General features: G+C 68.9%; 19 protein-coding genes and 3 pseudogenes. 11 read left to right on the plus strand and 11 right to left on the minus strand.

What is annotated here, in order from left to right; translation table 11 throughout:
- Window positions 1–82 precede the first annotated feature (82 nt).
- The 3 genes and pseudogenes from ACFVX4_RS38375 to ACFVX4_RS38385 all read left to right on the plus strand — a co-directional run bounded on the left by ACFVX4_RS38375 (window position 83) and on the right by ACFVX4_RS38385 (window position 3246).
- On the plus strand, window positions 83–604 hold the full coding sequence (locus ACFVX4_RS38375) for an HIT family protein (RefSeq protein ID WP_389987063.1): 522 nt from the start codon (window positions 83–85) through the stop codon (window positions 602–604).
- A gap of 301 nt (window positions 605–905) precedes the next feature.
- Window positions 906–2237 (plus strand): hypothetical protein, encoded by a 1332-nt coding sequence (locus ACFVX4_RS38380; protein ID WP_389987066.1) that lies wholly within the window; start codon window positions 906–908, stop codon window positions 2235–2237.
- A gap of 294 nt (window positions 2238–2531) precedes the next feature.
- A pseudogene (locus ACFVX4_RS38385) lies at window positions 2532–3246 on the plus strand (IS5 family transposase).
- Between the two features lie 11 nt (window positions 3247–3257).
- Here ACFVX4_RS38385 and ACFVX4_RS38390 read toward each other — a convergent pair.
- Together ACFVX4_RS38390 and ACFVX4_RS38395 are read right to left on the minus strand one after the other, a co-directional pair.
- The gene (locus ACFVX4_RS38390) at window positions 3258–4031 is read right to left on the minus strand and encodes a class I SAM-dependent methyltransferase (protein WP_389987069.1); all 774 of its coding nucleotides are present in this window, start codon (window positions 4029–4031) and stop codon (window positions 3258–3260) included.
- Between the two features lie 67 nt (window positions 4032–4098).
- Window positions 4099–4188: pseudogene (locus ACFVX4_RS38395) on the minus strand (IS5/IS1182 family transposase); the annotation flags it as partial.
- A 140-nt stretch (window positions 4189–4328) separates the two neighbouring features.
- Between ACFVX4_RS38395 and ACFVX4_RS38400 the strand changes: the two are divergent.
- Window positions 4329–4607 (plus strand): annotated as a pseudogene (locus tag ACFVX4_RS38400) (transposase family protein); the annotation flags it as partial.
- Between the two features lie 70 nt (window positions 4608–4677).
- Entirely contained in the window at window positions 4678–5484 is an 807-nt protein-coding gene (locus ACFVX4_RS38405; RefSeq protein ID WP_389987072.1) for an ISAs1 family transposase, read from the plus strand.
- Between the two features lie 44 nt (window positions 5485–5528).
- On the opposite strand, the gene ACFVX4_RS38410 is transcribed toward ACFVX4_RS38405, so the two are convergent.
- The 3 genes from ACFVX4_RS38410 to ACFVX4_RS38420 all read right to left on the minus strand — a co-directional run bounded on the left by ACFVX4_RS38410 (window position 5529) and on the right by ACFVX4_RS38420 (window position 12614).
- Window positions 5529–6890: an erythromycin esterase family protein gene (locus tag ACFVX4_RS38410; RefSeq protein WP_389987075.1), complete on the minus strand. Its 1362-nt coding sequence runs from the start codon at window positions 6888–6890 to the stop codon at window positions 5529–5531.
- A gap of 1074 nt (window positions 6891–7964) precedes the next feature.
- The gene (locus ACFVX4_RS38415; protein ID WP_389987078.1) at window positions 7965–9233 is read right to left on the minus strand and encodes a hypothetical protein; all 1269 of its coding nucleotides are present in this window, start codon (window positions 9231–9233) and stop codon (window positions 7965–7967) included.
- 15 nt (window positions 9234–9248) lie between these two features.
- The gene (locus ACFVX4_RS38420) at window positions 9249–12614 is read right to left on the minus strand and encodes a PQQ-binding-like beta-propeller repeat protein (RefSeq protein ID WP_389987081.1); all 3366 of its coding nucleotides are present in this window, start codon (window positions 12612–12614) and stop codon (window positions 9249–9251) included.
- A gap of 342 nt (window positions 12615–12956) precedes the next feature.
- Between ACFVX4_RS38420 and ACFVX4_RS38425 the strand changes: the two genes are divergently transcribed.
- Entirely contained in the window at window positions 12957–13448 is a 492-nt protein-coding gene (locus ACFVX4_RS38425; RefSeq protein WP_389987083.1) for a hypothetical protein, read from the plus strand.
- 620 nt (window positions 13449–14068) lie between these two features.
- On the opposite strand, the gene ACFVX4_RS38430 is transcribed toward ACFVX4_RS38425, so the two are convergent.
- The 3 genes from ACFVX4_RS38430 to ACFVX4_RS38440 all read right to left on the minus strand — a co-directional run bounded on the left by ACFVX4_RS38430 (window position 14069) and on the right by ACFVX4_RS38440 (window position 15941).
- A complete protein-coding gene (locus ACFVX4_RS38430) occupies window positions 14069–14281 on the minus strand; it encodes a hypothetical protein (RefSeq protein ID WP_389987086.1) in 213 nt (70 codons plus the stop codon).
- 10 nt (window positions 14282–14291) lie between these two features.
- Window positions 14292–14957 (minus strand): hypothetical protein, encoded by a 666-nt coding sequence (locus ACFVX4_RS38435; RefSeq protein WP_389987088.1) that lies wholly within the window; start codon window positions 14955–14957, stop codon window positions 14292–14294.
- A 426-nt stretch (window positions 14958–15383) separates the two neighbouring features.
- The gene (locus ACFVX4_RS38440) at window positions 15384–15941 is read right to left on the minus strand and encodes a CGNR zinc finger domain-containing protein (protein ID WP_389987091.1); all 558 of its coding nucleotides are present in this window, start codon (window positions 15939–15941) and stop codon (window positions 15384–15386) included.
- A gap of 81 nt (window positions 15942–16022) precedes the next feature.
- Between ACFVX4_RS38440 and ACFVX4_RS38445 the strand changes: the two genes are divergently transcribed.
- Both ACFVX4_RS38445 and ACFVX4_RS38450 read left to right on the plus strand, forming a co-directional pair.
- Window positions 16023–16478: a carboxymuconolactone decarboxylase family protein gene (locus tag ACFVX4_RS38445; RefSeq protein ID WP_389987094.1), complete on the plus strand. Its 456-nt coding sequence runs from the start codon at window positions 16023–16025 to the stop codon at window positions 16476–16478.
- Complete coding sequence (locus ACFVX4_RS38450) at window positions 16475–17440, plus strand: phosphotriesterase (RefSeq protein WP_389987097.1); 966 nt, start codon at window positions 16475–16477, stop codon at window positions 17438–17440. Before ACFVX4_RS38445 ends, ACFVX4_RS38450 begins: the two co-directional genes overlap by 4 nt.
- 170 nt (window positions 17441–17610) lie before the next feature.
- Here the strand turns inward: ACFVX4_RS38450 and ACFVX4_RS38455 are convergent, their stop codons facing one another.
- A complete protein-coding gene (locus ACFVX4_RS38455) occupies window positions 17611–18447 on the minus strand; it encodes a Tn3 family transposase (protein ID WP_389987100.1) in 837 nt (278 codons plus the stop codon).
- 89 nt (window positions 18448–18536) lie between these two features.
- Entirely contained in the window at window positions 18537–18752 is a 216-nt protein-coding gene (locus ACFVX4_RS38460) for a hypothetical protein (RefSeq protein WP_389987103.1), read from the minus strand.
- Between the two features lie 509 nt (window positions 18753–19261).
- Between ACFVX4_RS38460 and ACFVX4_RS38465 the strand changes: the two genes are divergently transcribed.
- The 3 genes from ACFVX4_RS38465 (at window position 19262) to ACFVX4_RS38475 (ending at window position 22973) form a co-directional block, all read left to right on the plus strand.
- Window positions 19262–19885 carry a TnsA-like heteromeric transposase endonuclease subunit gene (locus ACFVX4_RS38465; protein WP_389987106.1) on the plus strand — a complete coding sequence of 208 codons (624 nt, stop codon included), beginning with the start codon at window positions 19262–19264 and terminating at the stop codon, window positions 19883–19885.
- 530 nt (window positions 19886–20415) lie between these two features.
- Window positions 20416–21954, plus strand: coding sequence for a Mu transposase C-terminal domain-containing protein (locus tag ACFVX4_RS38470; RefSeq protein ID WP_389987115.1), 1539 nt, complete (start codon window positions 20416–20418; stop codon window positions 21952–21954).
- Complete coding sequence (locus tag ACFVX4_RS38475; protein WP_389987109.1) at window positions 21951–22973, plus strand: TniB family NTP-binding protein; 1023 nt, start codon at window positions 21951–21953, stop codon at window positions 22971–22973. Before ACFVX4_RS38470 ends, ACFVX4_RS38475 begins: the two co-directional genes overlap by 4 nt.
- Window positions 22974–23874: 901 nt before the next feature.
- Here ACFVX4_RS38475 and ACFVX4_RS38480 read toward each other — a convergent pair.
- Window positions 23875–24099, minus strand: coding sequence for a hypothetical protein (locus ACFVX4_RS38480; protein WP_389987112.1), 225 nt, complete (start codon window positions 24097–24099; stop codon window positions 23875–23877).
- Between the last annotated feature and the right edge of the window lie 450 nt (window positions 24100–24549).

Raw genomic sequence — 24549 nt, forward strand, 5'->3', positions numbered from 1 at the left:
GATGGTGGTGTGGTAACTCCCATCTTCGCAGGTCAGCAGGCACCTCTCTTCATTTCTCTATCCACAGGACCCGGGACAGCCGGTGGATCCAGGCTTAGTCCGGAAAAGCGCACCCGCCATCGCCGACGCCATCGGCCACCGGATGCGGGAGACCGGCGCCCGCGTCCAGGTCACCCACCACCACATCAACCGGCCGCCGGTCCCCCGCAAACACCCGCGGCCCGACTGCACGTTCTGTCAGATCATCCACGACGGAGCGCCCGCCACGATCGTCCGCGAATGGGCTGACGCCCTCGCGATCGTGCCCCGCAGCGGCGGCTGCACCGACGGCCGCCTCCTGGTCCTGCCGCGCGACCACGTCGCCGACTTCACGACCGACCCCGCCGTCTCCGCCACCGTGCAGCTGCGCGCCGCCGAACTCGCCGCACAGATCGGCGGCCAGTGGAACTACCTCACCTCCTGCGGACCGGACGCGACTCAGACCGTGTTCCACCTCCACGGCCACCTCGTTCCCCGCACCGCCGACGACGGCCTCGCCCTCCCCTGGACCCACCCCACCCGCGAACAGGAGCCCACCAGAGTGCGCGGTACTCGTGAGGAGTGAGTTGGATGCCCCGTTCGCAAACGATGTCTGCGTTCCGTGAGGAGGCCGGCGAGCCGTTGCGGTAGTTCCTCGGTCGCTGACTGACTGCCGAAGGAAGCCTGGGTGGCGGGGCGGGCCGTTTTTGTGCGACACGTTGAGTGATGACACTGTTACAGTTAGTCACTATGAGGGCAGGTGGCGGATCTCATCCTCTGCCCAGAGTTGTGACAAATCCCGTGCACTGCCCGCCCGCTCGCACGTGATCAGGGATGGGCTGTGGCGGGCCCGTGAACAACACCTACGCAGAGGCGGTAGCTGTCCCATGGCACAGGAAGCCAGGATCGACGTCGAACTGACGTGGAAGCAGGCCGAGGAGAAGTCCTCGGCGGACAAGGTGGCGGAGTTCGCCAAGAACCTGCCGCAGGGCCCTTGGTTCGGCACCCCGACGGGCGTGGCACGCGACAGCGACCGGCAGCCGAAGCACACCTGGCCGCTTCGGTCCGCCCGACCGTACCGGCGGGAGGTGGCCCTCGGCGAGGCTGCGGTCTACCTCGCCGACGGCCACGACGAGCTGGAGCGGCCGTTCATCTTCGCAGACGGCTTCAACTACGGCCGCAGTGACCTGCCGGGGCTGTTCGCCCACTTCAACGCGCCCTACCCGGGCAGCAACGTGGGCTTCCTCGAGCAGCTGCTCACCGCGGGCATCGACGTTGTCCTGCTCGGCTTCGAGGAGCGCCACACCTACATCCAGGCCAACGCCGGGGTGGTGATCAGCGCCATCAACAAGGTCATCCAAGAGAGGCAGGGCGGTGAGCCATTGATCGTCGGCGGGGTCAGCATGGGCGGCATCATCACCCGGTACGCCCTCGCCGAGATGGAGAACCAGCGCCAGGACCACGAGACCGCGACCTACCTCTCCTGGGACTCCCCGCACAACGGCGCCTGGATCCCGCTGATCCTCCAGCAGATGGCCTACTTCTTCGAGTCGCTGCCGGCCAAGCCCGGCAAGGTCAAAGAGGCCGAGCTGATCAGGAGCCCCGCCGCGCAGCAGCTGCTGTACGCATGGATCCCGGACGCGAAGTACGAAGGCCCCGTCGCCACCTCCAGCGATCTGCGCACGCAGTTCCTGGCCGAACTGCGCGACCTCGGCCAGTTCCCGCAACGGCCGCGCAAGCTGGGCGTGGCCAACGGCACCGGCAATGGCACCGGCCGCGACCTGCCGGCCGGCACGGAGGTGTTCAAGCGGCAGGTGCCGCTGGTCGTCTACGCCCAGGCGAACTTCCAGCCCGACGGCGGAACGCGCAAGCCGATCGGTGAGATGCGGGCCGCCGGCCAGGTCCGACGGGGCTTCACCTCGTACGTTCCCGGCCTTGACGGCACGCCCGGTGGCACCCTCGGCTCCTTCGGCAAGATCGCCGCGGCACTCGGGGCTGACATCCCGGAGAAGTACAAGTTCAGCTGCTTCGTCCCCTCCGTGAGTGCGGTCGCGCTGGACTACGACCCGGCCAAGTGGGACGTCAACCCGTACGAGAAAGTCGAGGAAGCCGACGAGAAGAGCGCGCTCGACGAGTTCAAGTGCGACAGCGAGAACACCGAGCACAGCCAGGTGACCAAGCCACTGGTCGACTGGGTCATGGAGCGAATCGTCCACTGATACCAACGACTTGGACAGTGCGGGACTTCGGCGGGCTACCAGCCCGGGGTGGCCGCGCTGCGGCATTCCGGACGGCGGACCGAAGCGCAGGGCTGCGTCGTTCTCGCGGCTGCGTGTCCGGTGGAAGACCACGACAAGTCGGGCTGGGACGTGGCCAAGCACGGTGTTCGATGATCGCTCCATCCATGCCACGGAGACTCATCGGCACCGACTTGACCACGTCCCAGCCTCACAGGACAGAACACCTAGCGGCGGATCTTGTGACCGTCGTAGTCTCGGGTCGTTGGCATGGTCATGGGGCAGGGAGATCTGACGAACGCGGAGTGGGATCGGCTCGGGCCGCATCTGCCGAAACCCGGGCAACGTGGGTCGTTGGACCAGTCATCGCACGATCATCAACGGGATCTTGTACCGGCTGCGCACCGGGATGCCATGGCGGGATCCGCCTGAGCGTTTCGACCCCTGGAAGACCGTGTACGCACGGCACAGGCGCTGGTCGGCGGGCGGCACGTGGGACAAGATCTTCGCGGCCATCCTGGCCGACGCCAACGCGGAAGGCCGGATCGACTGGCCGATGGTGAGCGTCGATTCGACCACCTGCGGGCCCCACCAGCACGCCGCCGGGGCTCGCAGGAGCGTGCCGCGGGTGCCGGGAAAAGGCATCCGCGTCGGCCGGCTGGGCGGCGGACACCCGCGCACCCGGCCCGACCACCTCGGTGGCGATAAGGCGTACTCGTCCCGCCGCAACCGTCGCTACCTGCGACGACGCCAGGTCAAGCACACCATCCCCGAGCCGAAGGACCAGCGTGCCAACCGGCAAGCCCGCGGCAGCAAGGGCGGCCGACCCGTCGGCTTCGACAAGACGATCTACAAGCACAGGAACGAAGTGGAGCGGACAACCAACGCCCTGAAGAACTTCCGGACCGTCGCCACGAGGTTCGATAAACGCGCCTATATCTTCCATGGCACCGTCACCGTCGCCTCGATCCGACTCTGGCTCCGTTCGTGATCCGCGACTGGCTAGTCGTTCGAGCCGGTAGCCGATGTCGGTACCTCGACGACGAAGAACAGGAAGTTGGGCTTGGTCGAAGCGTCATGGAAGCCGTCGGGGAACAGCTCACGGGCGGCTGGGTCGGGCTGTGGCTCGCTGATGACGGAAAGGCGGAAGCCAGCGGTGGTGAAGGCATCGATCATTGAGTGCAACGGCCTGCGCCAGAACCTCATCGAGACAGAGTGCCCGTTGAACGTCCAGTCGAAGGTATAGCTGGTGGTCGCGAAATAATCGGGCCGAGGGTCCTGGAACGCGTAGGCCACGAAAGGGTGGTCCACCGACGCGATCAGTCGCCCGCCGGGCCTGAGCACTCGCCGCAACTCGGCCAGCGTCGGACCCCAGTCCTCCAGGTAGTGCAGCACCAGTGACGCGACCACGTCGTCGAACGCGCCATCGGCGAACGGCAGGCGGTCGTGCAGGTCGACCACGTGCAGGGCCGCGTCGTCACCGAGCCGCCGCCTGGCCAACGCCAGCATCCCGGCGCTGGCGTCGATGCCAGTGACGACGGCACCGCGGTCGCGGAGCGCAGCGGTCAGGGGGCCCGAGCCGCAGCCGGCGTCCAGGACCCGACGGCCAGCCACGTCTCCGGCGAGGGCCATCATCGCGGGCCGCTCGTAGTACGCGTTCACGAGGTTGTTCTCGTTTTCCGCCGCGTACGCCTCGGCGAAGCTGTCGTAGTCATTCACCCGGGCCGGATCTGCAGGCTGGGCGAGGCTCTCGGGCACGTCGATTGCTCGGTCCATCGTCGCAGTCTAAGGGCTGTCCCGTAAATGATCTTTGCCGTGTGTGATGGCCAGCCGGTGGCTTGCGTTATCCGGCGAGGGTGAGGTTGTGCAGTCGGGCGATGCCAAGCATGGCGTGGTGCACGCCGTCGCCTTTGAGGCCGCAGTCGCGGAGGCAGGGCTGATTCAAAGTCGGGGTGATCATGTGGCGTCGCTGGTCACGGCCGACCGGTGATCTCCTGGAGGAGCGTCACGTACGCAACGAAGCTCCGGTTTACGGGGTGACCTCGCAAGTCGCCCTGAACAACCGGAGCTTCGATGTGCCGCCAGTCTGCCACCGTCTGCCTGACCAAGTCGCCCTCACGTCAACACCGCGAGATCCGGCAGGTGGTGGACCGTCTGGAGACCCTTCCCGACCCGCGTGATCGGCGCGGCCGCCGCCACGCCTTGGCCTCGGTGCTGCTGATGGCCGCCTGCGCCGTGCTGACCGGCGCCCGCTCCTACCTCGCCATCGGCCAGTGGGCCCGCTCCGCTCCGCAGGACACCCTCGCCCGCCTGGCGGTCCGCCGCACCGGTGCCCTGGGCGTGCGCACTGCTCCGAGTACCTCCACCATCCGCCGCGTGCTGCTGGCCGTGTGCCCCAGCGGTCTGGCTGACCTGCTCGGATATGCCCCCGGCCAAGGTCGAGAGCCTGGCCCTGGCCGGCAAGAGCGCGCGCGGTTCGCGCACCGAGGACGCTCCGGCCGCTCACTTGCTGTCCGCAGTCACCGGGACCGGACGCACCATCACCCAGTTGCGGGTCCCGGACAAGACCAACGAGATTACCGGCTTCGCCCGCCTGCTGGCCCCGTTCGGCCTGGCCGGCACCGTGGTCACCGCCGACGCCCTGCACACGCAGCGCGAGCATGCCCGCTTCCTGGTCGAGGACAAGCACGCGCACTACCTGTTCGTGGTTATGGCCAACCAGCCGGGCCTGTCCGCCGCGCTGCGGTCCCTGCCGTGGAACAGGGGCACCGCCAGGCGCTACGACCGCGAGCGCGGACACGGCCGCCGCGAGACCCGCTCGACCCGGGTGCTGACCGTCACCGACCTCGGCCTGGACTTCCCGTATGCAGGGCAGGCCTCGAAGATCCTGCGGCACCGCAACGACCTGAGGACCGGCAAGGTCACCCGACAGACCGTCTACGTGATCAGCGACTTGACGGCCCGCCAGGCATCACCGCAGCGGATCGGGCACCTGGCGAGGTCACAATGGGTGATCGAGAACCGGGTCCACTTCGTCAGGGACACCGCATTCGCCGAGGACGCCTCGAAGATCCGCACCGGACACGGACCGGAGAACATGGCCACCCTGCGGAACTCGGCGATCAACACCCTCCGCACCGCGGGGCACCGCAGCATCGCCGCCGGCCTGCGCGAGTTTTTCTCCTACGCGCCCTTCACCCGCCCACTGGACCTACTCGGCGTGGCCTGACCTGCACTCCGTCAAGATCACCCAAATCTTGAATCAGCCCGGGGTCAGAGGCTGGTGGCTGCGTGGACCTGGTTGAGGTGGATGAGGATGTCGTAGGCCCGGGTGATGGCGAGGGTGGGGAGCGGGTCCTTCTTGAAGGACGAGCCGGCCTCGTAGGTGGGGCGGGGGGTGTCCAGCCAGGTGCGGCCCGCGGCGGGCAGGGTGCGCAGGTCGAGGTAGTAGTCGCGGTGGTGCACCCGGTTGAGGGTGTACTCCTGCATGTCGGGGGTGGCCGCGGGGACGGTGACCTTGTTCCAGGGGCTGCCGAGGGTGGTCGCGGTGAGGAACGAGCCGCGGCCGAAGGTGAAGCCGATGGCGGCGTAGTCCCGGCCGAGGGCCTCGCGCAGGAAGACGCCCTGGGTCGTGGGGTACATCACCGGGTCGGTGGCCAGGTAGCCCACGTGGCCGTTGTGCGCCGAGAGCAGCATCTTGTCGCCGGTGCGGCGGTGCCACCAGGCGGTGTTGTCGGCCATGACCCGGTCGCGGAGGTGCTCCGCGGCGGACACCGATGCCGGGTCGGACAGGTCGAGCGAGGCGAACGCGAAGGTCTGGGCGATGCTGCGGGCGTGCTGCTCGGCCCATTCGTAGGCGTCGCCGCCGGCCCCCTTGTGCGCGGTGACCAGGTCGAACGCCTGCTGGGCGGTGGTGGCGTCGAGGCGACGTTCCGCGACGGGCTTGCGCAGGTAGGCGAAGACGTCGTCGAGGGGGCGCAGGCCCGCGTACAGCTCCTCGAGGCGTGCGATGTCCTGAGGGCGGCTCGTACGGACGTACGAGAGCACCCGGTCGAAGACAGCGTCGCCGAGCTTGGGCGCCCCGATGTCGTTGCCCATGAAGTGGACCTTCCGGCCGGGGTGGCGGTCGTTGTAGCGCCGCATCCAGGCGATGAGGCTGACGAACTCCTCGCGCTCCCAGGGTGATCCGGCCAGTGTCTCCTTGGCGATCCGCCGGGCGTCGCCGGGGCCGCCCTGCAGGTACTCGTCGATCCGCAGGCCCGCTGTCCAGCTCATCTCCAGGGCGAAGGTGGTGAAGCCCTTCTCCTCGACGAGGTGGCTGAAGACGCGTTGCTTCATGGCGAAGAACTCGTGCGAGCCGTGGGTGGCCTCGCCCAGTCCGACCACCTTGGCGTCGCCGATCATGGCGTCCAGCGCCCGTAGGTCGGTGGTGTTGCCGCCGGGTTCCGTCGAGCGCAGGGGCTGGGCGGCGCGCTCCAGCGCGCGGAGCGCGTCGGCCTGCCGGCCTTTCGTCCCCGTGGGGGCGGGTGTGGTGGTCGCGGCGGAGGCCGTGGGGGCCAGCAGGGCCGTGGCCGCGAGCCCGGCCGTCGCGGCGAGCAGCCTCCGTCGGCCGATCGCCTGGTGGTGCGCGGTCATGTTGAACTCCTCGGCTCGTTCTTGTTCCCTGGGCGGTGAAACGATCATGGCCTGGGGTGGGAGCGGGCCGCACTGGGGGCCTCCTCCGGGTTTGACCGGGGGATATCCCCCCTTTGCCATCAGTGAGGGCTATCTGGCTGGAGCGGTTCGGGAGCCGCGGGCGCTCAGGCGGGCAGGGCCGGGGCGAGGCCCCCGCCGAGCAGTTGGAACGCTCGGTCGGCGGCGACGGCCTGCGGGTAGACCTCGTCGGCCGGGCGGCCGGCCTGGACCTGCTCGCCGTTCCGCTCGGCGACCCCGACTTTGAATCAGCCCTGAGCGCAAGGTCGTCTCACCGAACGACTTCACGGACCTGACCTCCGAGCATTCGAAGACCGCTACAACGCCACAGCACAGCCATTCCAGTGGAAGTTCACCACCTCCGACCTGGACGATCTGCTGGCCCGGCTCGACCGACACACACCCGCCGACCGACAAGAAGAATCCTCCGTCGCCCTGGCAGCCTGATCACCCCCGAAGGACTTCCGGAGCTGGCCACTAGCTAGGGCCTGTCCGACCTTGATCCGCCGGACAGGCCCTAAGCCGCGTGGAGCTTCTACCTGGGTGCAGTCGAGTTGCTGCTCGACTTACTCAGTCGGCTCCCGCTGCAGCCCGGCAACCGTGACGCAACACACATTGGAAATTGATGGTCTGTCACCTAATTGCCGAACTGTCATCACCCGCGGCCCCAGATCGCTTTGACAGCTCGCAATCCCACAGCGGCGACGGCGTACGTGGTCGGGCCATGCAGGCGCCGCAGCCGGCAACTCCCTCTTCCTGCTGAACGTCGGTCCTGACGTCAGCGGTCGGATACCCCAGAACTACGTCGACCGGCTGAAGGAGACCGGCAGTCTGCAGTAGCCGATGCCGCCGGAGGCTCCCTCTGTGGTCAATGCCCGGGAGAGTCTCCGAGGCCGTCCTGGTTACCGGTCTCGCGCCGTCCGGCCTGCCGGAGCAGGTCGCCCCCGCCCGGTTTCAGGCCGGACGGGGGCGCCTTTGTCGTACGGGGACGTCACGGAACTCACAGAGCTACGGAGATCACGGAGCGAGGAGGTGGCCTGCGGCAACCGCCGACGCCACCGTCCCTCCGGCCACCACCGCCGAGGCCGCGAACAGCGGAACCCTTGGCGCCCACGTCCGCAGCGTCCTGGAGCGGGAGACGCGGTCCAGTAGGGCGTCCCGGCCACGCAGCACGATCAGGCCGACGCCCGCGAGCGTCAGCGCCATGCCGAGGCCGAAGGCGACAACCATCGCAAGGGCGATGCCGACCTTGTCGGTCAGCAGGCCGGTGAGCAGGACGAGGAAGGCGGATGGCGAGGGGAGCAGGCCGCCCGACGCGCCGAGAAGCACGAGGCCTCGCCAGGTGAGGAGGGACGGGGCATCCGGGATGCGATGGCTGTGTCCGTGATCGTGCCCGTGGCCATGCCCGTGATCGTGATCAGGCCCGTGATGGGAATGGTGGTGGCTTCGGTGGCGCAGATGCCGCCGCAGCAGGCTCACCCCCACCCCGGCCACCACCAGCGCCGCGATCAGCTGGAGCCACCCCGTCAGCGCCGCGATGTCCGGCGTGCTGTTCGCCGCCAGCCACCAGCCGACCGCCAGGGCGGCGACCGAGAACGTGTGCATCACTGCGACGATCCCGCCCAGCCACACCGCGTCGCGCGGCCTGCCCTTGGCGCCCACCAGATACCCGGCGGCCAGCGACTTCCCGTGCCCCGGCGCGCAGGCGTGGAGCGCACCCACGGCCGCGGCCACGAGCAGAGCCAGCGGGAGGGCCGCGCCGTGGTCGAGCAGTGAGGTCAGGTCGGTTGTCCAGGCCCGCCAGCCCGAAGCGGCCGGTGAGGCCACGGCGGTCCCCGCGGCCGCCGGTTTCAGGGTCAGCGTCCGCGTCGGCTCCTGTGCCGTGTGCAGCCCGCCGGAGCCCGTGCCCGTCACCGACAGTGTCCGGTACGCCGGGTCGACGTCCGTCAGCGCCGTGACCGTCAGTTCGATGCGGTCCACCGGCCGCGGGCAGACGAAGTGGAGCTTCACGCCGTCCGCCCGGTTCACACGGCAGGGGCGGCCGTCCTGGCGTACGACGATGTGCGAGCGCAGATAGCCCGCCTCGTCACCGCCGGACTCGTTCTTCAGGACGGCGATGTCGTCCCGCTGCGCGGACCAGGTCGCGTCGACGGCGGCGCCCGCCGCCTCGATCTTCACGACGGGAGGGGTGCCGAAGGGGTGCGCCTGCGCCGTCCCCGCGCTGCCCAGGAGCAGCGCGAGGACGGCAGCCAGCAGGAGCAGCACCCCGCTGCGAGGTGATCGCACGGTGGTGCTTCCCCTCTACTTCCGGCGTGCGGCGAGCGCGTGGACTGTGCCGTCGTCCGTGAGGGCGAAGACCCAGTCACCGCTCACGGAGAGGGCCGAGGCCACTCCCGCGCCGAGGTTGTACGAGGCGACCTGCGTCCCGCTTGCCCGGTCCAGGACGAGCAGGCGACCGTCCCACGTCCCGACGTACACATGGGACTTCGTCACCAGCGGGTGCATGGTCGGCGAACCGGCACCGGCCGAACAGCCCATGGCGACCCGCCACTTGTCGTCCAGCGGGCTCTCCCCCGCCAGATAGCCGGACTTGGTCTCCCACACCGGCTTCGACGGATCGGTCGCGCTCGTGTCGTACGCGCGTACGACGCCGTCCCGGCCCGCGACATAGGCGTTGTCGCCCCACACGGCCGGACTGGTGAGCGGAGCGCGCCCCGGCTCGCAGGTGCTGCCGCCGCCCAGCTTGGACTCCCAGGTCACCGCGCCCGTCTTCGGGTCGTGTCCGCGGACGCCGTACGCCGTGAACGTCACCAGCTTCGCCTCGCCCGTGGCCGGGTCGGTCAGGACGGGCGAGGAGTGGCTGTCGATGTCGCCCGCGGTGTCCTTCACCCACAGCTGAGTGCAGGTCGCAAGGTCCATGCCGATGACGGTGTTGCTCGACATGGACTGCAGGTAGGCGGTGTTGGAGCCGGGCTCGCGGATCACCGTGCTGTGGGCCTGCCCCCAGGAGAACGCGGCGTCGAAGCCGCCGGGCAGCATCCCGCCGGTCTCGGCGTCCCGGCAGCGGACCGTGTAGGCGTCCTGGTAGACGGCGACCGAGCGGCTCTCCGCGCCCGCCAACGCGAAGACGCTGACAGGTCCGCCCGCGCGGCCGTAGCGGCGCACGGTGTCCCCGTGGGTCTCCTCTCGGTCGATCGACTGCCAGGCTATGCGGCCACTCGCCGCGTCCAGCGCGTAGATCCTGCCGACGCCGGTGGTCAGATAGACCATCCCGCCGTGGAGCGTCGGCGCCGACTCGGCATCACCGTCCAGGTACGTACGCCACAGCTCACGCCCGGAGGCGATGTCGTACGCGAGCATCATGCTGTACGGCGAGTCGAAGGCGCGGGACGAGACAATGAGCTTGTCGTCCGCGACCACCGAGCCGTTGAGGTTGAACTGCTCGCCGGTGTGGCGGGCCCACCTGAGGTCGAGCTTCGCGCCGGGCTCGTCGCCGCTCGCGGACCGCCCGGCCTCGTCGCCTCCCTGCCGCAGCCAGTCCTGCCCGGTCCTGGGCTTCGCGAGCTCGGAGTCGCGCACGATCTCGAAGGTGTTCTTCACGGCGGGGAACCGCTTGCCCCGGGTGTCGTACGCGACCGACTCGGCGGTGTACGTGCCGGGCCGCAGCCCGTGCAGTGTGCCGCTCGCCCGCGTCCAGGCCCCGCGTGCGTCGGGGCAGGGCTCCGGCGTGCCACCGGCCGGGGTGTAGCAGTTCTCGATGCCGGGTCGGGACGCCCCCTTGCCGAAGCGCACGTCCTGACGCTTCACCAGGTGCCCTCGGCTGTCGCGGACGGTGAGTACCGCCTTGACAGGCGTGCGGCCGTCGTCCTCCGCGTACACCTCGACGGGCACTGCGGCCTTGGCGCCGTGCACGCTGCCCTGCGCGGGGCTGACCAGCGCGGCATCGTCGTCGATTTCGAACTGCCGGTGGATGCCGGTCACATGGCCGGTGTCCTCGTTGCGGTGCGTGCGCGGATCATCCGTGATCGCGCTGAAGTCGAGCACCTTGTAGTCGGGGTGGGCACCGTCGATGCCGTACGTGCCCTGGTTGTTGATCTCGACGGACCGTTCGAAGGCGCCGCGCCGGAACTCGGCCTGCTGGTTGTGACCGGCAGCGACCATCCGTACGTCGTACTTGGCGAGCTCGTCGATCGTCGGCTGCATGCCGGCGCCCGGGCCCCACTGGGTGAACAGAGAGCGGTGAGCGAAGACGAACACCTGCTTGCCGACCGCGTGCCGGGCGAGGTCCCGACGCAGCCACTCCAGCTGCGGCTTCAGCCCGCTCGCGTCGTAGTTGTCCTCGAGGACGACGATGTGGCGGCCGTCGCGATCGAAGCTGTACCACTCGGGGGCAATGTTGCGGCGGTAGTACTCCATGCTGCCGGCGTATCCCTGGGAGGTCGCCGTGCCGCCGAAGTCGTGGTTGCCCATCACCGGATAGAAGGGGTGACCGAGCCGCCCCTCCTCGAGGCCCTTGCTGAACATGTCGTACCCGCCCTGGCGGCGCGGCTCGTCGGCGTAGTCCGTGACGGTGAGGTCACCGGTCGCGATCTGCATCGTCGCGCCGTCGACTTCGGACATCGCCTGGACCTGGCCGGTCCACTGGGGCAGGGCGCCCCGGGCCTGGGCGTCGGAGGTGTTGCTGACCTCGGGGTCGGAGTTCATGACCCACTTCTCAGTGGGGTTCGAGGCGTTGCGGTCGGGTACGAGCGCGAAGTCGACGTCTCTGCCGCCGGTCTCGGGGACCTTGTGGAAGAACTGCGGGATGTAGTCCTTGCGCAGCGCGGGTGTGTATCCGTCGGGCGAGACGATGCTGACGAGGTCGGTCTCGCGCCGCTTCGGGTCGATCTGCAGGCTGTATGAGCCGTCCGCGCCGGTCGTGGTCCACACGGCGCCGTCGGTGACGTCGATGCCGGGCATGGGCTGCTCGCCCCTGTCCCGCTCGCCGTTGCCGTTACGGTCCTTGAAGACGGTGCCCTCAACGGTGACGGTGTCGACCGGATCCGCACTGTCGTCGGCGAAGGCCGCCTGGGGCGCGAGGAAGGACAGCGCGACGGCTCCGGCGGTCGCCAGCTGCCAGCGCCGCCGGTTACGGCGCAGTCCGCGGACGAGGAACGGCAGTCGCCAGGCAACGAGCAGCAGTACGACACCGGCGGCCGTGACAAGCGCGACTGTGAGCCAGGGGAACGACGGCAGGGCGTGCGCGCCGCGGATGTCGACGAGCGGGGCGGCGGCAGAGGCGTCGACCGCCGTGCCGTCGAACTCGACGACGACCTGGGTCAGTCCGCCCTTGGCGATGAGCGGGCTCAGGTCGAGCGAGTCGACGTGGCAGCTCCACGCCAGCTCAATGACGACTCCGCCGGGCACGCCGCCGTTGTCACCGGGCACGCCCGAGCCGGTGGCCGGGCAGGGGGCCGAGAGCAGCCCGGCCGCCCACGCACCGGCCTGCTCGGGAGCCACGACGGCGTTGTGCACAATAAGGCGACCGCTGGTGACGTTGTCACCGGGCGCGACTACGAGTTCCGCATGCTCGCGCGTGACGTGCGCGGACGCGGCCTGGGCGCCGACGCCCAGCACGAGGAACAGCAGCGCGAGGGCGAGCCCGGCTGTTCTGCATATGTGTTTCATAAAGCGGACGTTAATGATCCGCTGTTCGGTTACCGGTCGGTCCTGAGTGACTTCACGGAGCCGCCCGGAAATGTTCAGCGTCCCGTTCCTGGCTATTGGGTCACGCGAGGCGCTTGAGACGTGCCACCAGCGCTTTCATGTCCTCGATGACAGGGGCCCCTTGAGAGCGGAGAGGTCGACGGGATCCTGCGCCTGCTGCGCGGCTTCCCGCTCACCTCGATGTTTCGGTTGGGGTGAAGAGACGTTTCCGGTCATCGGCTGTCGGGTGGGCAAAGTGATTTTGCTGCTTGGGCATGGCGGAGCTCCGGCGCGGTGGTCAGGCTCTCCAGGGCCTTTCGGATCGTGGAGGGGGCGACCACCGCTCGGCCCCCGGCCGCACTGGTGCCGGCCTCCCCCGCGCTGGCCCACGCCGCTCCGCCACCGCTGCGGCCGGGCAACGTAAGCGCGAGGATGCTGCTGCACATGATGACCGAGCAGGAGCTGGGCGGCCTGGTCGTCGCCACGCACGACGAACTCTCCGCCGGCCTCGCGATGGAGCGCGGCATGATCAGCCGGGCCATGCCGCACCTGGTCGCCGCCCGACTCGTCACCGTGGTCCGCCGTGGACGCTTCCAACTCCACCGGATGATCGCCGCCTTCAACGACCCTCGCAAGCAACAGCGTGCCGTCAAGGCCCTGCCCCGGGACATGCGGCTGGACGTCGGCGACTTCGAGGACGAGTACGAGCGTCGCTTCCAGTTCCACCTAGACGAGAAGGCCCGCAAGGCTGAGGCCAGGGCCAAGGGCAACGTCGCGCCCATCAACAAGCCGACCCGCCTCAAGCGCGTCCACTGACCCGGCCGCCCGCCCGGCCGGGTAACACGGCGCTGCACCCCTCAGTGCGGCGCCGTTCCTGTGTGTCGCTGACTAGGTGATTGTCCAAGCAGGGTTGACCAACTTGTCCAAGGAGGCTTGAACAACCTGGTGCATACCATTCCCCTCCACGGGAAACCGCAGGTCAACGGTGCACGGCGCGGCCGGACGGTGCCACTAGGGGAACCGTGCTGTTCTCGTACTCCAGACCAAACGGCGACCTCCCCCACGACCGCGTACATCGTTCCCCTGGAGGGGGAACGCGCAGGTGGCATAGGGTAGCGAGCAGCACAGGCGCGGACGCCGTATGCAGCAGCCGTGCATAGATCTCGCACGGAACATCGCAGAACTGCGATGTTATGCAGCCGCCCGTACGGTGTCGACGGTCATGCAATTCCCCACCTCAAGTGCTTTCGGCGTCAGATAATTCCCCGCCCCCGCGGTCATGCTTCCCCATGGGGACGGCGGTTCGCGAACGGCAGCTCGAGCCGCCGTGGAGCCGGTCCAGCCGTGCACCCAGATCCCCAGCGGACCACCCGCTCGAAGTCATGGCGCACGGCGGCCGCCAGTTGGTCCGCTGACGGCCTGGCCAGCCGAGTCGTTCAGAGCGGCAGGTTTTCCAGGACGCAGATCACAAAGCCCGTCGCCGGAATCGCGGCCGCCGAGGCGAAGAGTACGGTGCGGAAGGCGAAGCCGACGGTGAGAGGGCGGCTGGCACGGGTGGGGTGCTCGGGGTCATAGCTGAGTTCCACCTGCCCGCTGTATGCCTGGTCGGAGAGGCCCCAGACGGTGACGACCGACGGGATATCCCGCATCCGCTGCCCGTCAACAGTAGTGAAAGTCATCCGGGAGAAGACCCAGAGGTGTCCGCCTTTGTCCCAGATGCGCACGTAGCCGGTCACCTTGCCGATCACGCCGACCCCGCGCTTGCGGTAGCAGCCACAGCGAACGCACACGCCGAACCATGCGCCACAGCGGGATGCCGCCGACCAGGCCGATGGCGCCGCCCACGGTCAGGGAGAGTGCGGCTGTGCCGCGGTCCAGAGGACTGAACAGGCCCAGCAGGAACAGCAGCAGCGCGTACGGCGGCAGTACGTAGGCGATCCTCACCGCTTGCTGGGCGCGCGGACCTAATTGAAGCTGACGCTGCGGCTGCGTCTCCACGCGCACCAGCGCGTGCCCGTCCCCAGCGGGCTCGGCCGTCACCAGAGCGGCCGTCGACTGCTCCAAGAACGCCGCGGCGGCACGCGCATTGGGAGCTTGCAGTTCCACGGCCAACCCCAGGCCGTGCTGGGCGTCCCGGCCCGATGCACCGCTGATCGTGATCCGCACTGCCCCCGCCGGGGTCAGCTCTGCGGACCGAAGGGCCCGCACAGGCAGGGTCCATATCGTTCGGCCCCGGACGATCCGCAGTCGTGCCCCGTTGAAACGGGCCGTGGTTCCGCCTGCTGCCAGCATCGTCTCCGGGCCGCCGGATATCGAGTTCGACATGGGCGGATGGTACGCGGCGCGCGATCGCCGCTTCAGGAGTTAGCCGAGCGGCATCCGGCTGGCCCGCGCGCAGGCGTTGACCACGTACTTCCTGTTCTTGGAGCTGCGGCACAAGGTCGAGATCCATCGGATGACCGGGCGGGTCGTCGAGTGCCCGATCGACGAGATGAACCGGCCGTGGGGGTCCAAGGACGCGGCTTGCGGGTCCCGCCGACCGAGCCGGAGATCAAGACCCTGTTCACCGGTTGGGGCGGAGAGTTGGCCACCTGCCGCAAGTTCGCCCCGACCGCGCGGAACTACACCGCCTCGAAGCTGATGTCTCAGGTCGGACTTCGGGTGAGCGAGGCATGCAAGCCACCGCGGACACACCGCGCTCGCAGGCAAACCACCCGCCAGCCGCGTCCCCAACCTCACAGGACAGAACACCTAGGGCGCCGCTCGCCGGGCGCGGTGCGCGCGGACCCGTCCGCGGCTGGCGCACGACGGAGAGGGGCACCACCGGCGACGGCCGGCGGGATCGGTGAATACGCCACGGCAGTCGTCCTCGGGGCACACCTTGAGCCCGGCCCGGTCCACGCCGGTCAGGTGGTCCGCGGCTTGCCGCGCGATGCGGACGAGGGCTTCGCCGACGGTGGCCGGCGGGCTGCGGCGCAGGCGGTCGCCGCCGGTGAGTTCCACCCGGTCGTCGGCGGCGAGGAAGACGCCCAGCTCCGCAACTGCATCGTCCGGAGGGGTGCGGTCCTGGGTGGTAGCGAGGGCCAGTGCGCGCAGGCACTCCCGCAGCCGCCAGGTGCGTTCCAGGTCGGCGTGCGTGGGCCCGCGGTGCGGCGCCAGCTCGCTTGCCCTGAGCCATTCGGCCAGCCGCTCCGCCGAGTCGAGGCGTTCGACCGGGTGGCTGCTGAAAGCGCGGCCCCGGGTGGCGAGCAGGTTGAGCCATGTGGTCCCGCAGTCGAAGCGGAAGCTGTACGGGTCGTCGGTCACCATGCCCCGAGCGTAACGTCTCAGGCGTTACTTCTGTTAGCGTTGTAACGCCCTGACCGTTACGCATTGACGAGGAGGCCGACCATGGCCCATCCCGGCCCTGTCGACCCCGTGCCCCTCTCCGAGCGGCTGACGGCTGCCGTTCTCGACCGCGAGGAGGGCTATCGAGCGCTCGACGCTCTCCAGGACTCCGCGACCCAGTCACTCCTCCCCTGGCTGGAGGACGTGGCTCCAGGATTTCCCGACTGGCTGATCACCACTCTCTTCGGCGGTACCTATCAACGCCCCGGACTCGCCCCACGCGAGCGGCAGTTGGCAAACCTGGCGGCGCTCACCGCGCTCGGCGGCGTCGATCCGCAGCTGGCCGGGCAGGTCGTAACCTCGCTGCGGGTGGGCCTGACGCCCGAGGAGGTGGTCGAGGTCTTCGTCCATCTGGCGCCCTACGTCGGCGTGCCCAAGGCGCTGGCCGGGCTGCGGGTCGCCGCCGCAGCGCTGGAAGACGCAGCCCCGCGCGAAGCGGATCGGAGTGAGTTTCGGTGAGCGGTGGGACGGGCCACACGACGGGGGAGACGGTCAGGACCGTGCTCGGCGACATCACCCCCGGCGACCTGGGCACCTGCGACGCCCACGACCACCTGTTCCTGCGAAGCCCGCGCCTCCCGGGCGAGGAACTCGACGACACTGCGGCGGCGCAGTCAGAGCTGGATTCCTTCGCGCAGGCCGGGGGACGGGCCGTGGTGCAGTGGACGCCCTGGGGTATGGGACGGCGGCTGTCTGCCCTTCCCGCGCTCTCCCGCACCAGCGGCGTCCACCTGATCGCGGCGACCGGCCTGCATCAGGCGAAACACTACGAAGGCGGCCGGTTCCCACACAGCGCCGACGAGCTGGCGGACCTCTTCGTCCGGGAACTCACCCAGGGCCCGGTGCGGGCGGGCCTGATCAAAGTGGCCGGCGACTTCCACCGCCTGGACGGGCACACTCGCCGGTCGATGGCCGCCGCAGCGGCCGCCCACCACGCCACCGGCGCGCCGATCGGCGTCCACCTGGAAGGCGGTACGGCGGCCCTGGAAACCCTCGACCTCCTTTGCGCAGGCCACGGCGTTCCGGCCCACCGGGTGATCCTCGGTCACCTGCTCCGTTACCCCGATTCCGCTGTCCACCTACAAGTGGCGGAGGCCGGGGCCTACCTGGCGTTCGACGGGCCCTCCCGGGCCCATCACGCCGGTGACTGGCGACTGTTGGAATGCGTGGCGGCACTCGCCGACGCCGGGCACACCAACCGCGTGCTGCTCGGCGGCGACACCGTGGTGGCCTCGGCCCGCTCGTCGGCGGACGGGCCAGGGATGCGCCACCTCCTGGAAGGGGTCAACCCACGGATCACCCGGGAGATCGGTGGCGACGTGGCGCACGCAATCTTCGTCGACAACCCCGCCCATGCCTTCGCGGCACACTGGCGGACCCCCCGCGCAACAACCGCCAGGGATGCCGAATGCGCCTGCTGAGCCCAGCCGATCCGCGCATCCGAGCTGTACGAGAAGTGAAAGAACCGCTGTCGGTATCGATGCATTGGAGCACCGTGTGGTAGTCCCCGATCAGGGACTCGCCGATGGCCTGCTGTTACTCCCGAATCCTCTCCCGGCACAGGCTCCCGGCCGGGCCCCGGGCCCTGGTGTTACGCCGAGACTTCGGCCGCCTCATCCTGCGGAGTGCGAGAACGGGGCACCGTCGCTGCCCGGACGGACAGGTCCAGATCGAGACGGCTGTTCATGTCCAACTCGAACCGGCCGTACGGGTTCACATGGGCCCAGAACAGCGGCGACAGCGCCCTGCGGTCCGCGTCGGTGAGCTTTTCCGTCCGCTTCGGATCGGTCAGGACCTCCTGCATCAGCAGCGTGTTGACGTGCACGAGCGCGGACTGGAGCAGGTGCAGCGCGAGCATGCTGACCTCCTGGGATTCCTTGTCCGCACCTGCCAGGTCGCCGTCCTTGCCGTAGAAGAGATCCTTGTTCGCGGAGTCCCAGTTCTCCACCACCTGCAACCCCTCGTGGATCTCCTGGCGCATCTCGATGTCGGCGAGGTAGTCGCAGACGAACGAGGTACGCACCGCCCGGCCCAGCTCCTCGATCGCCCGGTACGTCGGGTGCTTGGGGCCGCCGCGGGTGAACCGGCGCAGGACCTGCTCGGCCTCGGCGGTGCCCAGGCGCAGGGCGGTGGTGTACTTCACGATCTGGTCGTACTGCTGGGCGATCAGGTCCCAGTCGATCGCCTTGGTGGAGAGCACCGGGCCCAGGCTCGGCCAGTTCTCGTCCTCCTCGGCGGCCGGGCCTGCTACCGGTGTGCCGCCCGGCCCATGCAAATGCTGCGCTGCACCCACGACACCACCCTGCTGCCACCCGACGACCACCACCAGGACCACGAGCAGCACCACCGCGACGATGACCACCCACCGGAACCCACCGAGCAGCCAACTGCCGCTCACCACCACGAGCAGCGGGACCAGGAGCAACACCAGGCGCCGCCGCAGGTGACCTCTGACAAGTGATCTTGACCGATTGCCAGGCGACTTTGACCGTCCGGTTCAGGCCGCTTCGTCCGTTCCTACTCGCCGTCGCTGGTGGTCCGGTTCAGACTCCGGCGCCGGTTCTTCTCGGAGCGACGCACCAACTCGCTCGCGGCGAGCGTCACGGTCGCCACGCCGTGGACCCAGCGGGGCCCGCCGCGCTCCGCCCACACCACACACGCACACCCGCCGGCGGCGAGCACCAAGACGCCGAGCAGCACCAGACCGACCATGTTCCCCACCTCTGCGTTCATTCGTACGGTCCCGCTGATCATCTCAGGCCGGGAAGGGGTCCAACGGGATGTCCGACCAAAACGACACCTGGCTCACAGAGGATCATCGGTCAAGATCAGGTGGCAGGGAACTGCTGGTCGCCAAAATCTCCTGGCAAACGGCCGAGATCACTTGACAGAGGACAACCAGGCCGCCGCCGCAGGCCCGCGCCTCAGACCTGACAGCCTCACAGTGCACCCCGCCCACCTGGGAAAACGGGCTGTGTGCCTCACAGCAGCAGCCGGACAGCAGCGGTCACAGGAAGGTTCCGTTGTCCTCTGACACTGAACTTGGATTGTTTGCCAGGGAAGTTGGACAACCAGTAGGTTCCTGACATCGAAGTTGGACCGCGAAGGTCGGGGGCAGGGTGGGGGCGCCAGCTCTTGCGTACGGGGACGCCGCGTTATCCGCCTTTGAGCTGGACTTCTTCGAGTCTGGACGTCGGCGACGCGAGCCGTTGGGCAAGGTTTGGAGCACGCCGTTTGAGGCCGTGGAGCCAGTCCGTGATTTCCGTTGGACCAAAGGCATCGAGAGCTTCGCGGGCTGGTACTACTGCGCGACGGCCCGGGACCACGTCGGCTACGAGTCGTGGCTGGAGCGGGACCATCTGATCTTGATGGACGCCGATCCGCGGGTGGTGGGGGTCGCCTCGCAGCCGTTCTGGCTGCACTGGCACGACGGCGTCCGTTGGCGGCGGCACGCGCCCGACTATTTCGTGCGCCTGGCCGACGGCCGCGGTCGGGTCGTGGATGTGCGGGCGGATGACCGGCTCGATGTGGCTGCGGCTGAGTCGTTCCAGGTCACGGAGCAGGCATGCCGGGCGGTGGGGTGGGAGTTCGTCCGGGCCGGAGTGCCCGATCCGGTGTTCATGGCGAACATGCGGTGGCTGGCGCGTTACCGGCGCCGTCGATGTCTGCGGTGGCTGATCGCGGCACGGCTGCTGAAGGCCTTCGAGGAGCCCGCGCCGTTGCTGGACGGGGTGCTGGAGGCTGGTGACCGCTTGGAGGTGCTGCCCGTGCTCTTCCATCTGATGTGGTCCGGCGTTCTGGCTGCGGATCTGCGAGGCGAGCTGATGCACGACGACAGCGCGGTCTGGAAGGAGCGGATTCGGTGAGCGAGACGCGACGGCCGGCGGGCATCGAGGTCGGGTCCTGGGTCCGCTTCGAAGGCCAGGTTCGCGCGGTGACCGCGGTGAGCACGACGACGGTGACGTTGACCGGGGCGGACGGGCCGGCCGCGGTTGTCGAGCTGGAGGTGTTGCTGCAGGGGAACGACTTCACAGTCGTCGATCTCCCGGTGCGCCAGCCGCTGCCGGCGGCCTCGCTGCTGGAGACCTTCCCGAAGCCGGTGATGGAGAAGGCTTTGTGGTGGGAGGGGCACATTCTGGAGGTCCTGCACGGGCTGCCGCCCGGCGCCGCCTCGGGGACGTTGCCGAGGCCCGAGTACGGGCCGGACCGTTCGCTGACGTCCAGGCAGGGGGCCAAGGCCGCCGAGCTGACCGCTGCCGGGCACAAAGTGGCTGCTCAGACGGTGGCTAACTACCGGCGCCGGTATCAGGCTGACGGGATCGTCGGACTTGCCGACCACCGTCCGGTCCGTAAGCAGCGCGAGTTCGGGTCCGTGGCTGACGCCGTGGTCACGGCCATGCGGCAAGCCATCGCCGAGGCGACGGACGCCTCGACCCGGCGGGGAACGTTCCTGCTCTGGCGAACCAGCGAGATCCTCAAGCAGACGCCCGAGGGCCAGAGCATCACGCTGCCTTCCGAGCGGACCCTCTACCGGCTGCTGGACAAGCTCACCCGGAACACGCACACCTTCGGCTCGGCCACGACCCGCAGGTCACGGGCTCACGGCGCCAGTGGTGAGTTCGGCGAGCTGACGGTTTTCGCGCCGGGTGAGGTGATGCAGATCGACTCCAGCCCGCTGGACGCCCTGGTCCTCCTGGACAACGGGGTGGTGGGCAAGGTCGAACTGACCGGCATGATCGACGTCGCGACGCGGACACTGACCGCCGCAGTGGTGCGTCCCACCACGAAGTCGGTCGATGCCAGCGTGCTGCTTGCCCGCACCGTCACTCCGGAGCCGATGCGGCCGGGGTGGGTGGACGCGCTGAAGATGTCCCGCTCGGTGTTGCCGCACCGCCGCCTGCTGACGTTGGACGATCGCCTCGAACACGCCGCCGCCCGCCCCGTGATCGTTCCCGAGACGATCGTCTGTGACCACGGCAAGGTGTTCATCTCGCGGAACTTCAAGTCGTCCTGCCGCTTCCTGGAGATCGAGTTCCTGCCCACCCACAAAGGCTCGCCGTTCGAGAAGGGGCATATCGAGCGGATGCTCGGCTCGGTGGCCTCGCTGTTCGCCCAGTTCCTGCCCACCTACACCGGCCGCAGCACCGAGCACCGCGGCCGCGATCTGGACCAGGGGCGGGCATGGTCCCTGCTCGAGCTCCAGGACCTGCTGGACGAGTGGATCGTCGCGAAGTGGCAGAACCGCCCGCACGACGGGCTGCGCGACCCTGTCCATCCGGGCCGGCTGTTCACGCCGAACGAGAAGTACGCCGCCCTCGTCGAAGCCTGCGGCTACGTTCCGGTCGCGCTGGGCGGGGACGACTACATCGAGCTGCTGCCGGCCGAGTGGCGGGTGGTCAACGACTACGGCATCAAGATCAAGAACCGCACCTACAACAGCGCCGCCCTCGGCCCGATGCGACGCCAGCACTCTGGCATCACGGCCAAGCGGGGCCTCTGGGAGATCCACCGCGACCCCTACGACGTCTCCCGGATCTGGGTACGCAACCACCGTGGCCAAGGCGAGTGGGTGCCAGCAGTCTGGAAGCACCTGAAGCGAGTCCCGGTGCCCTTCGGCGAAATGGCCTGGGACCACGAGGCCCGCAAGCTACCCGGAGCTACCGAAGCCGAGATCGCCGATGCCGTCACCGCCCTGCTGACACGGGCTCACGCCGGACCGGGGCGACCGCCGGGGGGCAAGGCCACCAAGCAGGACCGCCGGGTCGCGGCCCGCACCAAGGCCGCCCGTCCGTCCATGCCTCTGCCCCCGCTGGTCGCTGACCCGCAGCCGGTGGACGAGCCCGCCACCACGGGCCCGGCCGAATCGGAGGAACTGGCCGAGGTGATCCCGCTCGGCCTGTTCGACCCGCTGGAGAATCCCTGGAGGCGTTCATGACGATGTCGGACACCGTGGACGCTGACGCCGCCCGGCATCTGACCACGCGGGAGGGCTGGCGCGCGTTCGCCTCGCAGCGGCCGTCGGCACCTGCTCTGCTGAGCCAGGACGAGTACGCGGCCTTGTCCGGGGCCGAGCTGGACCGATACAACGAGGACCGCCTCGACCATCATGCCCGTCTGCTGGTGGTGGCCACTTCCACGGTCCGACACACGGTGACCAGCGGCCGCCGGCTGGTCCTGCTGAACCGGCACGCGGTCAGCGCCCGCCGAGGCCTGATCATCTCCGGCCCGGCCGGGACGGGGAAGACCATCGCGATCACCCAGCTCGGTCTCGCCCATGAATTGCAGGACCGGGCACGGCATCCGAACGTCGAGGACCGCATCCCGGTCGTCTACATCACCGTTCCCCCGGCTGCGACCCCTCGCATGATCGCGGTTGAGTTCGCCCGCTTCCTGGGCCTGCCGACGACCCGCCAGTTCAACATCACCGACATCATCGAGTCCGTCGTCGGGGTCTGCACCAAGGCCCGCACCGGCCTCGTCCTGGTGGACGAGCTGCACAACATCTCGCTGACCACCCGCCACGGCGCCGAAGTCGCCGACACCCTGAAGTACTTCTCCGAACGCATCGCCGCCACGTTCATCTACGCCGGCATCGACATCGAGCACAGCAGCCTGCTCTCCGGCACCCGCGGAGCCCAGATCGCAGGACGCTTCACCCTGATCCCCACTCACCCCTTCCCTTACGGTCAGGAGTGGAAAGGGCTGGTCAGCACTATGGAGAAGACATTGCTGCTGCACCGACACGCTCCGGGAACGCTGGTCAAGCTCGATCGCCTTCTACACAAGCGGACCGGAGGCATGATCGGCGCGCTCTCCCACCAGATCCGCGGAGCCGCGGTCGACGCCGTCCTCACCGGCACCGAGCAGATCACCCAGGACAGCCTGGAGGCCGTCCCCCTCGACGTCGCCGCAGAATCACCCCGGCTGCTGATCGACGCGCGGGACAAATGGTGATCAGCACATCCCGCCGCACCATTCCGATCCGACAGCTCCCCATCCAGCCCCGGCCCCGAGCCGGCGAAGGACGCACAGCGTTCATAGAGCGCCTGGCCACCGAGAACTTCCTCAAGCCCAGCTTCCTGCGCGGCTACCTACGCGACCCCGACTCCCCGAAGGCAGCCCCGTCCTGGGAACGCCTGGCCGCGGTCACCGGCCGCGACCCGGTCCGCTTGAGGGAGATCCTGGAAGGGAAGCAGTGCGTTGAGTGCGGCAGGCCCCTGCCAATCATGGACTACCTCACGCCCCGCCAGCGCTGTTCCCAAGCCTGCCGCCAGAAGAGCTACCGCAAGCGCAACCCGAAGCCGTTGAAAACCATACGGATCACCAACTGCCAGGGATGCGGGAAGGGGCTCTCCTACCATCGGCAGCCACGTCAGTACTGCTCACCGGCTTGCCGCCAAGCCGCCTATCGCACGCGGATGAACGCAGTCTCCCCGCCGCAAATCCGAGCCAAGAGCTGCCAGGCATGCGAGACCCCCATCGTTTCCGGCCCCACCAACAAGATCTACTGCTCGACGCGCTGCAGCCGCTGGGCCTACATCAACCGGCGCCTCGACCGCGGCCTCCCACCCCTCCCCCAACCTGCTGCGGACATCCCTCCAGGCCTTCAACCAGACGGCTGCGTCGTCTGCGGGACCCCGCTTTCCCGAGGGGCCTACGGACAGGTCCGGCTGACCTGCTCAGGCTCCTGCCGAGCAAAGCGCTCCTACTGGCGCAAAAAGGAGAAGCTCGCTACTACGGCCTGATCAGTCCAACTTCGATGGCAAACAATCCAACTTCGATGTCAGAGGACATCCGTGCAGGGTGCGGCGATCGCCGGACATCGCGTAGCGGCGGGCCGCGAGCCGTGCTCCAGTTACTTGCCAATCGCGTCGCACAGCGGCGCCAGGACATCGGCGGCGTCGGTGTCGGACAGGTAGGCCGGGGCAACTTCGAGCATCAGCTCGCCGATCGCGTGCGTGCTGGCGGCGAGGTCGTCGACGACGCGGCGCAGCGCGCGCGGGATCCACCGGCGGATCGGCGGGCGGCGGAGGCGGGCGGTGCGGATGTCGCGGACGGCCTGGCGGACCACCGCGCGCACCGTCGGCTCATCGAGGGCCGTCAGGCCGCTGTGGGCGAGCGTGGCGAGTCGGCGGGTGATCAGGGCTCCGCGACGTCGCCCGTACGGCCGGAGACGGCGATCAGGGCGCGCTGGGACAGCCGGCCGAGCGCTGCCGCAGTCCCCGGAGCGGTGCCTCGCAGCGGGGCAGTTCGGTGCCCGCGGTGACGGCGGCCCGGATGGCTTCGAGGGCACGGGCGATTCGCCGTTTTGCTGTAGTCGCTGAACCGGATCATGGTCCGGCTGTAGCTGCCGGGAGGTCGTTGACACGGTTCTCGTACTCGCGAAGGGCTTTGCGCTGTGGCGGGATGGCCGGGGTGCCGTGGGTGCCCGGGTGTGAGAGGGCGGTATGTGACGTGATGCCACGTTTGCTGTCGCTGGAACGTGTGGCACAGGCGTATCGGGGCTGATCGGAGAGTCCTGTCGTGCTGG

It is taken from the genome of Streptomyces sp. NPDC058240 (assembly GCF_042882135.1).
GTDB lineage: Bacteria > Actinomycetota > Actinomycetes > Streptomycetales > Streptomycetaceae > Streptomyces.

Excerpts from the sequence above, each read along its gene's own strand:
- ACFVX4_RS38430 (WP_389987086.1), bottom strand. The coding sequence starts at position 14,281 with ATGCGGGATATCCCGTCGGTCGTCACCGTCTGGGGCCTCTCCGACCAG.
- ACFVX4_RS38390 (WP_389987069.1), bottom strand. The coding sequence starts at position 4,031 with ATGGACCGAGCAATCGACGTGCCCGAGAGCCTCGCCCAGCCTGCAGAT.
- ACFVX4_RS38420 (WP_389987081.1), bottom strand. The coding sequence starts at position 12,614 with ATGAAACACATATGCAGAACAGCCGGGCTCGCCCTCGCGCTGCTGTTC.
- ACFVX4_RS38470 (WP_389987115.1), top strand. The coding sequence starts at position 20,416 with ATGCGGCAAGCCATCGCCGAGGCGACGGACGCCTCGACCCGGCGGGGA.
- ACFVX4_RS38435 (WP_389987088.1), bottom strand. The coding sequence starts at position 14,957 with ATGTCGAACTCGATATCCGGCGGCCCGGAGACGATGCTGGCAGCAGGC.
- ACFVX4_RS38440 (WP_389987091.1), bottom strand. The coding sequence starts at position 15,941 with ATGGTGACCGACGACCCGTACAGCTTCCGCTTCGACTGCGGGACCACA.
- ACFVX4_RS38460 (WP_389987103.1), bottom strand. The coding sequence starts at position 18,752 with ATGAACGCAGAGGTGGGGAACATGGTCGGTCTGGTGCTGCTCGGCGTC.
- ACFVX4_RS38475 (WP_389987109.1), top strand. The coding sequence starts at position 21,951 with ATGACGATGTCGGACACCGTGGACGCTGACGCCGCCCGGCATCTGACC.
- ACFVX4_RS38410 (WP_389987075.1), bottom strand. The coding sequence starts at position 6,890 with ATGACCGCGCACCACCAGGCGATCGGCCGACGGAGGCTGCTCGCCGCG.
- ACFVX4_RS38445 (WP_389987094.1), top strand. The coding sequence starts at position 16,023 with ATGGCCCATCCCGGCCCTGTCGACCCCGTGCCCCTCTCCGAGCGGCTG.
- ACFVX4_RS38380 (WP_389987066.1), top strand. The coding sequence starts at position 906 with ATGGCACAGGAAGCCAGGATCGACGTCGAACTGACGTGGAAGCAGGCC.
- ACFVX4_RS38405 (WP_389987072.1), top strand. The coding sequence starts at position 4,678 with ATGCCCCCGGCCAAGGTCGAGAGCCTGGCCCTGGCCGGCAAGAGCGCG.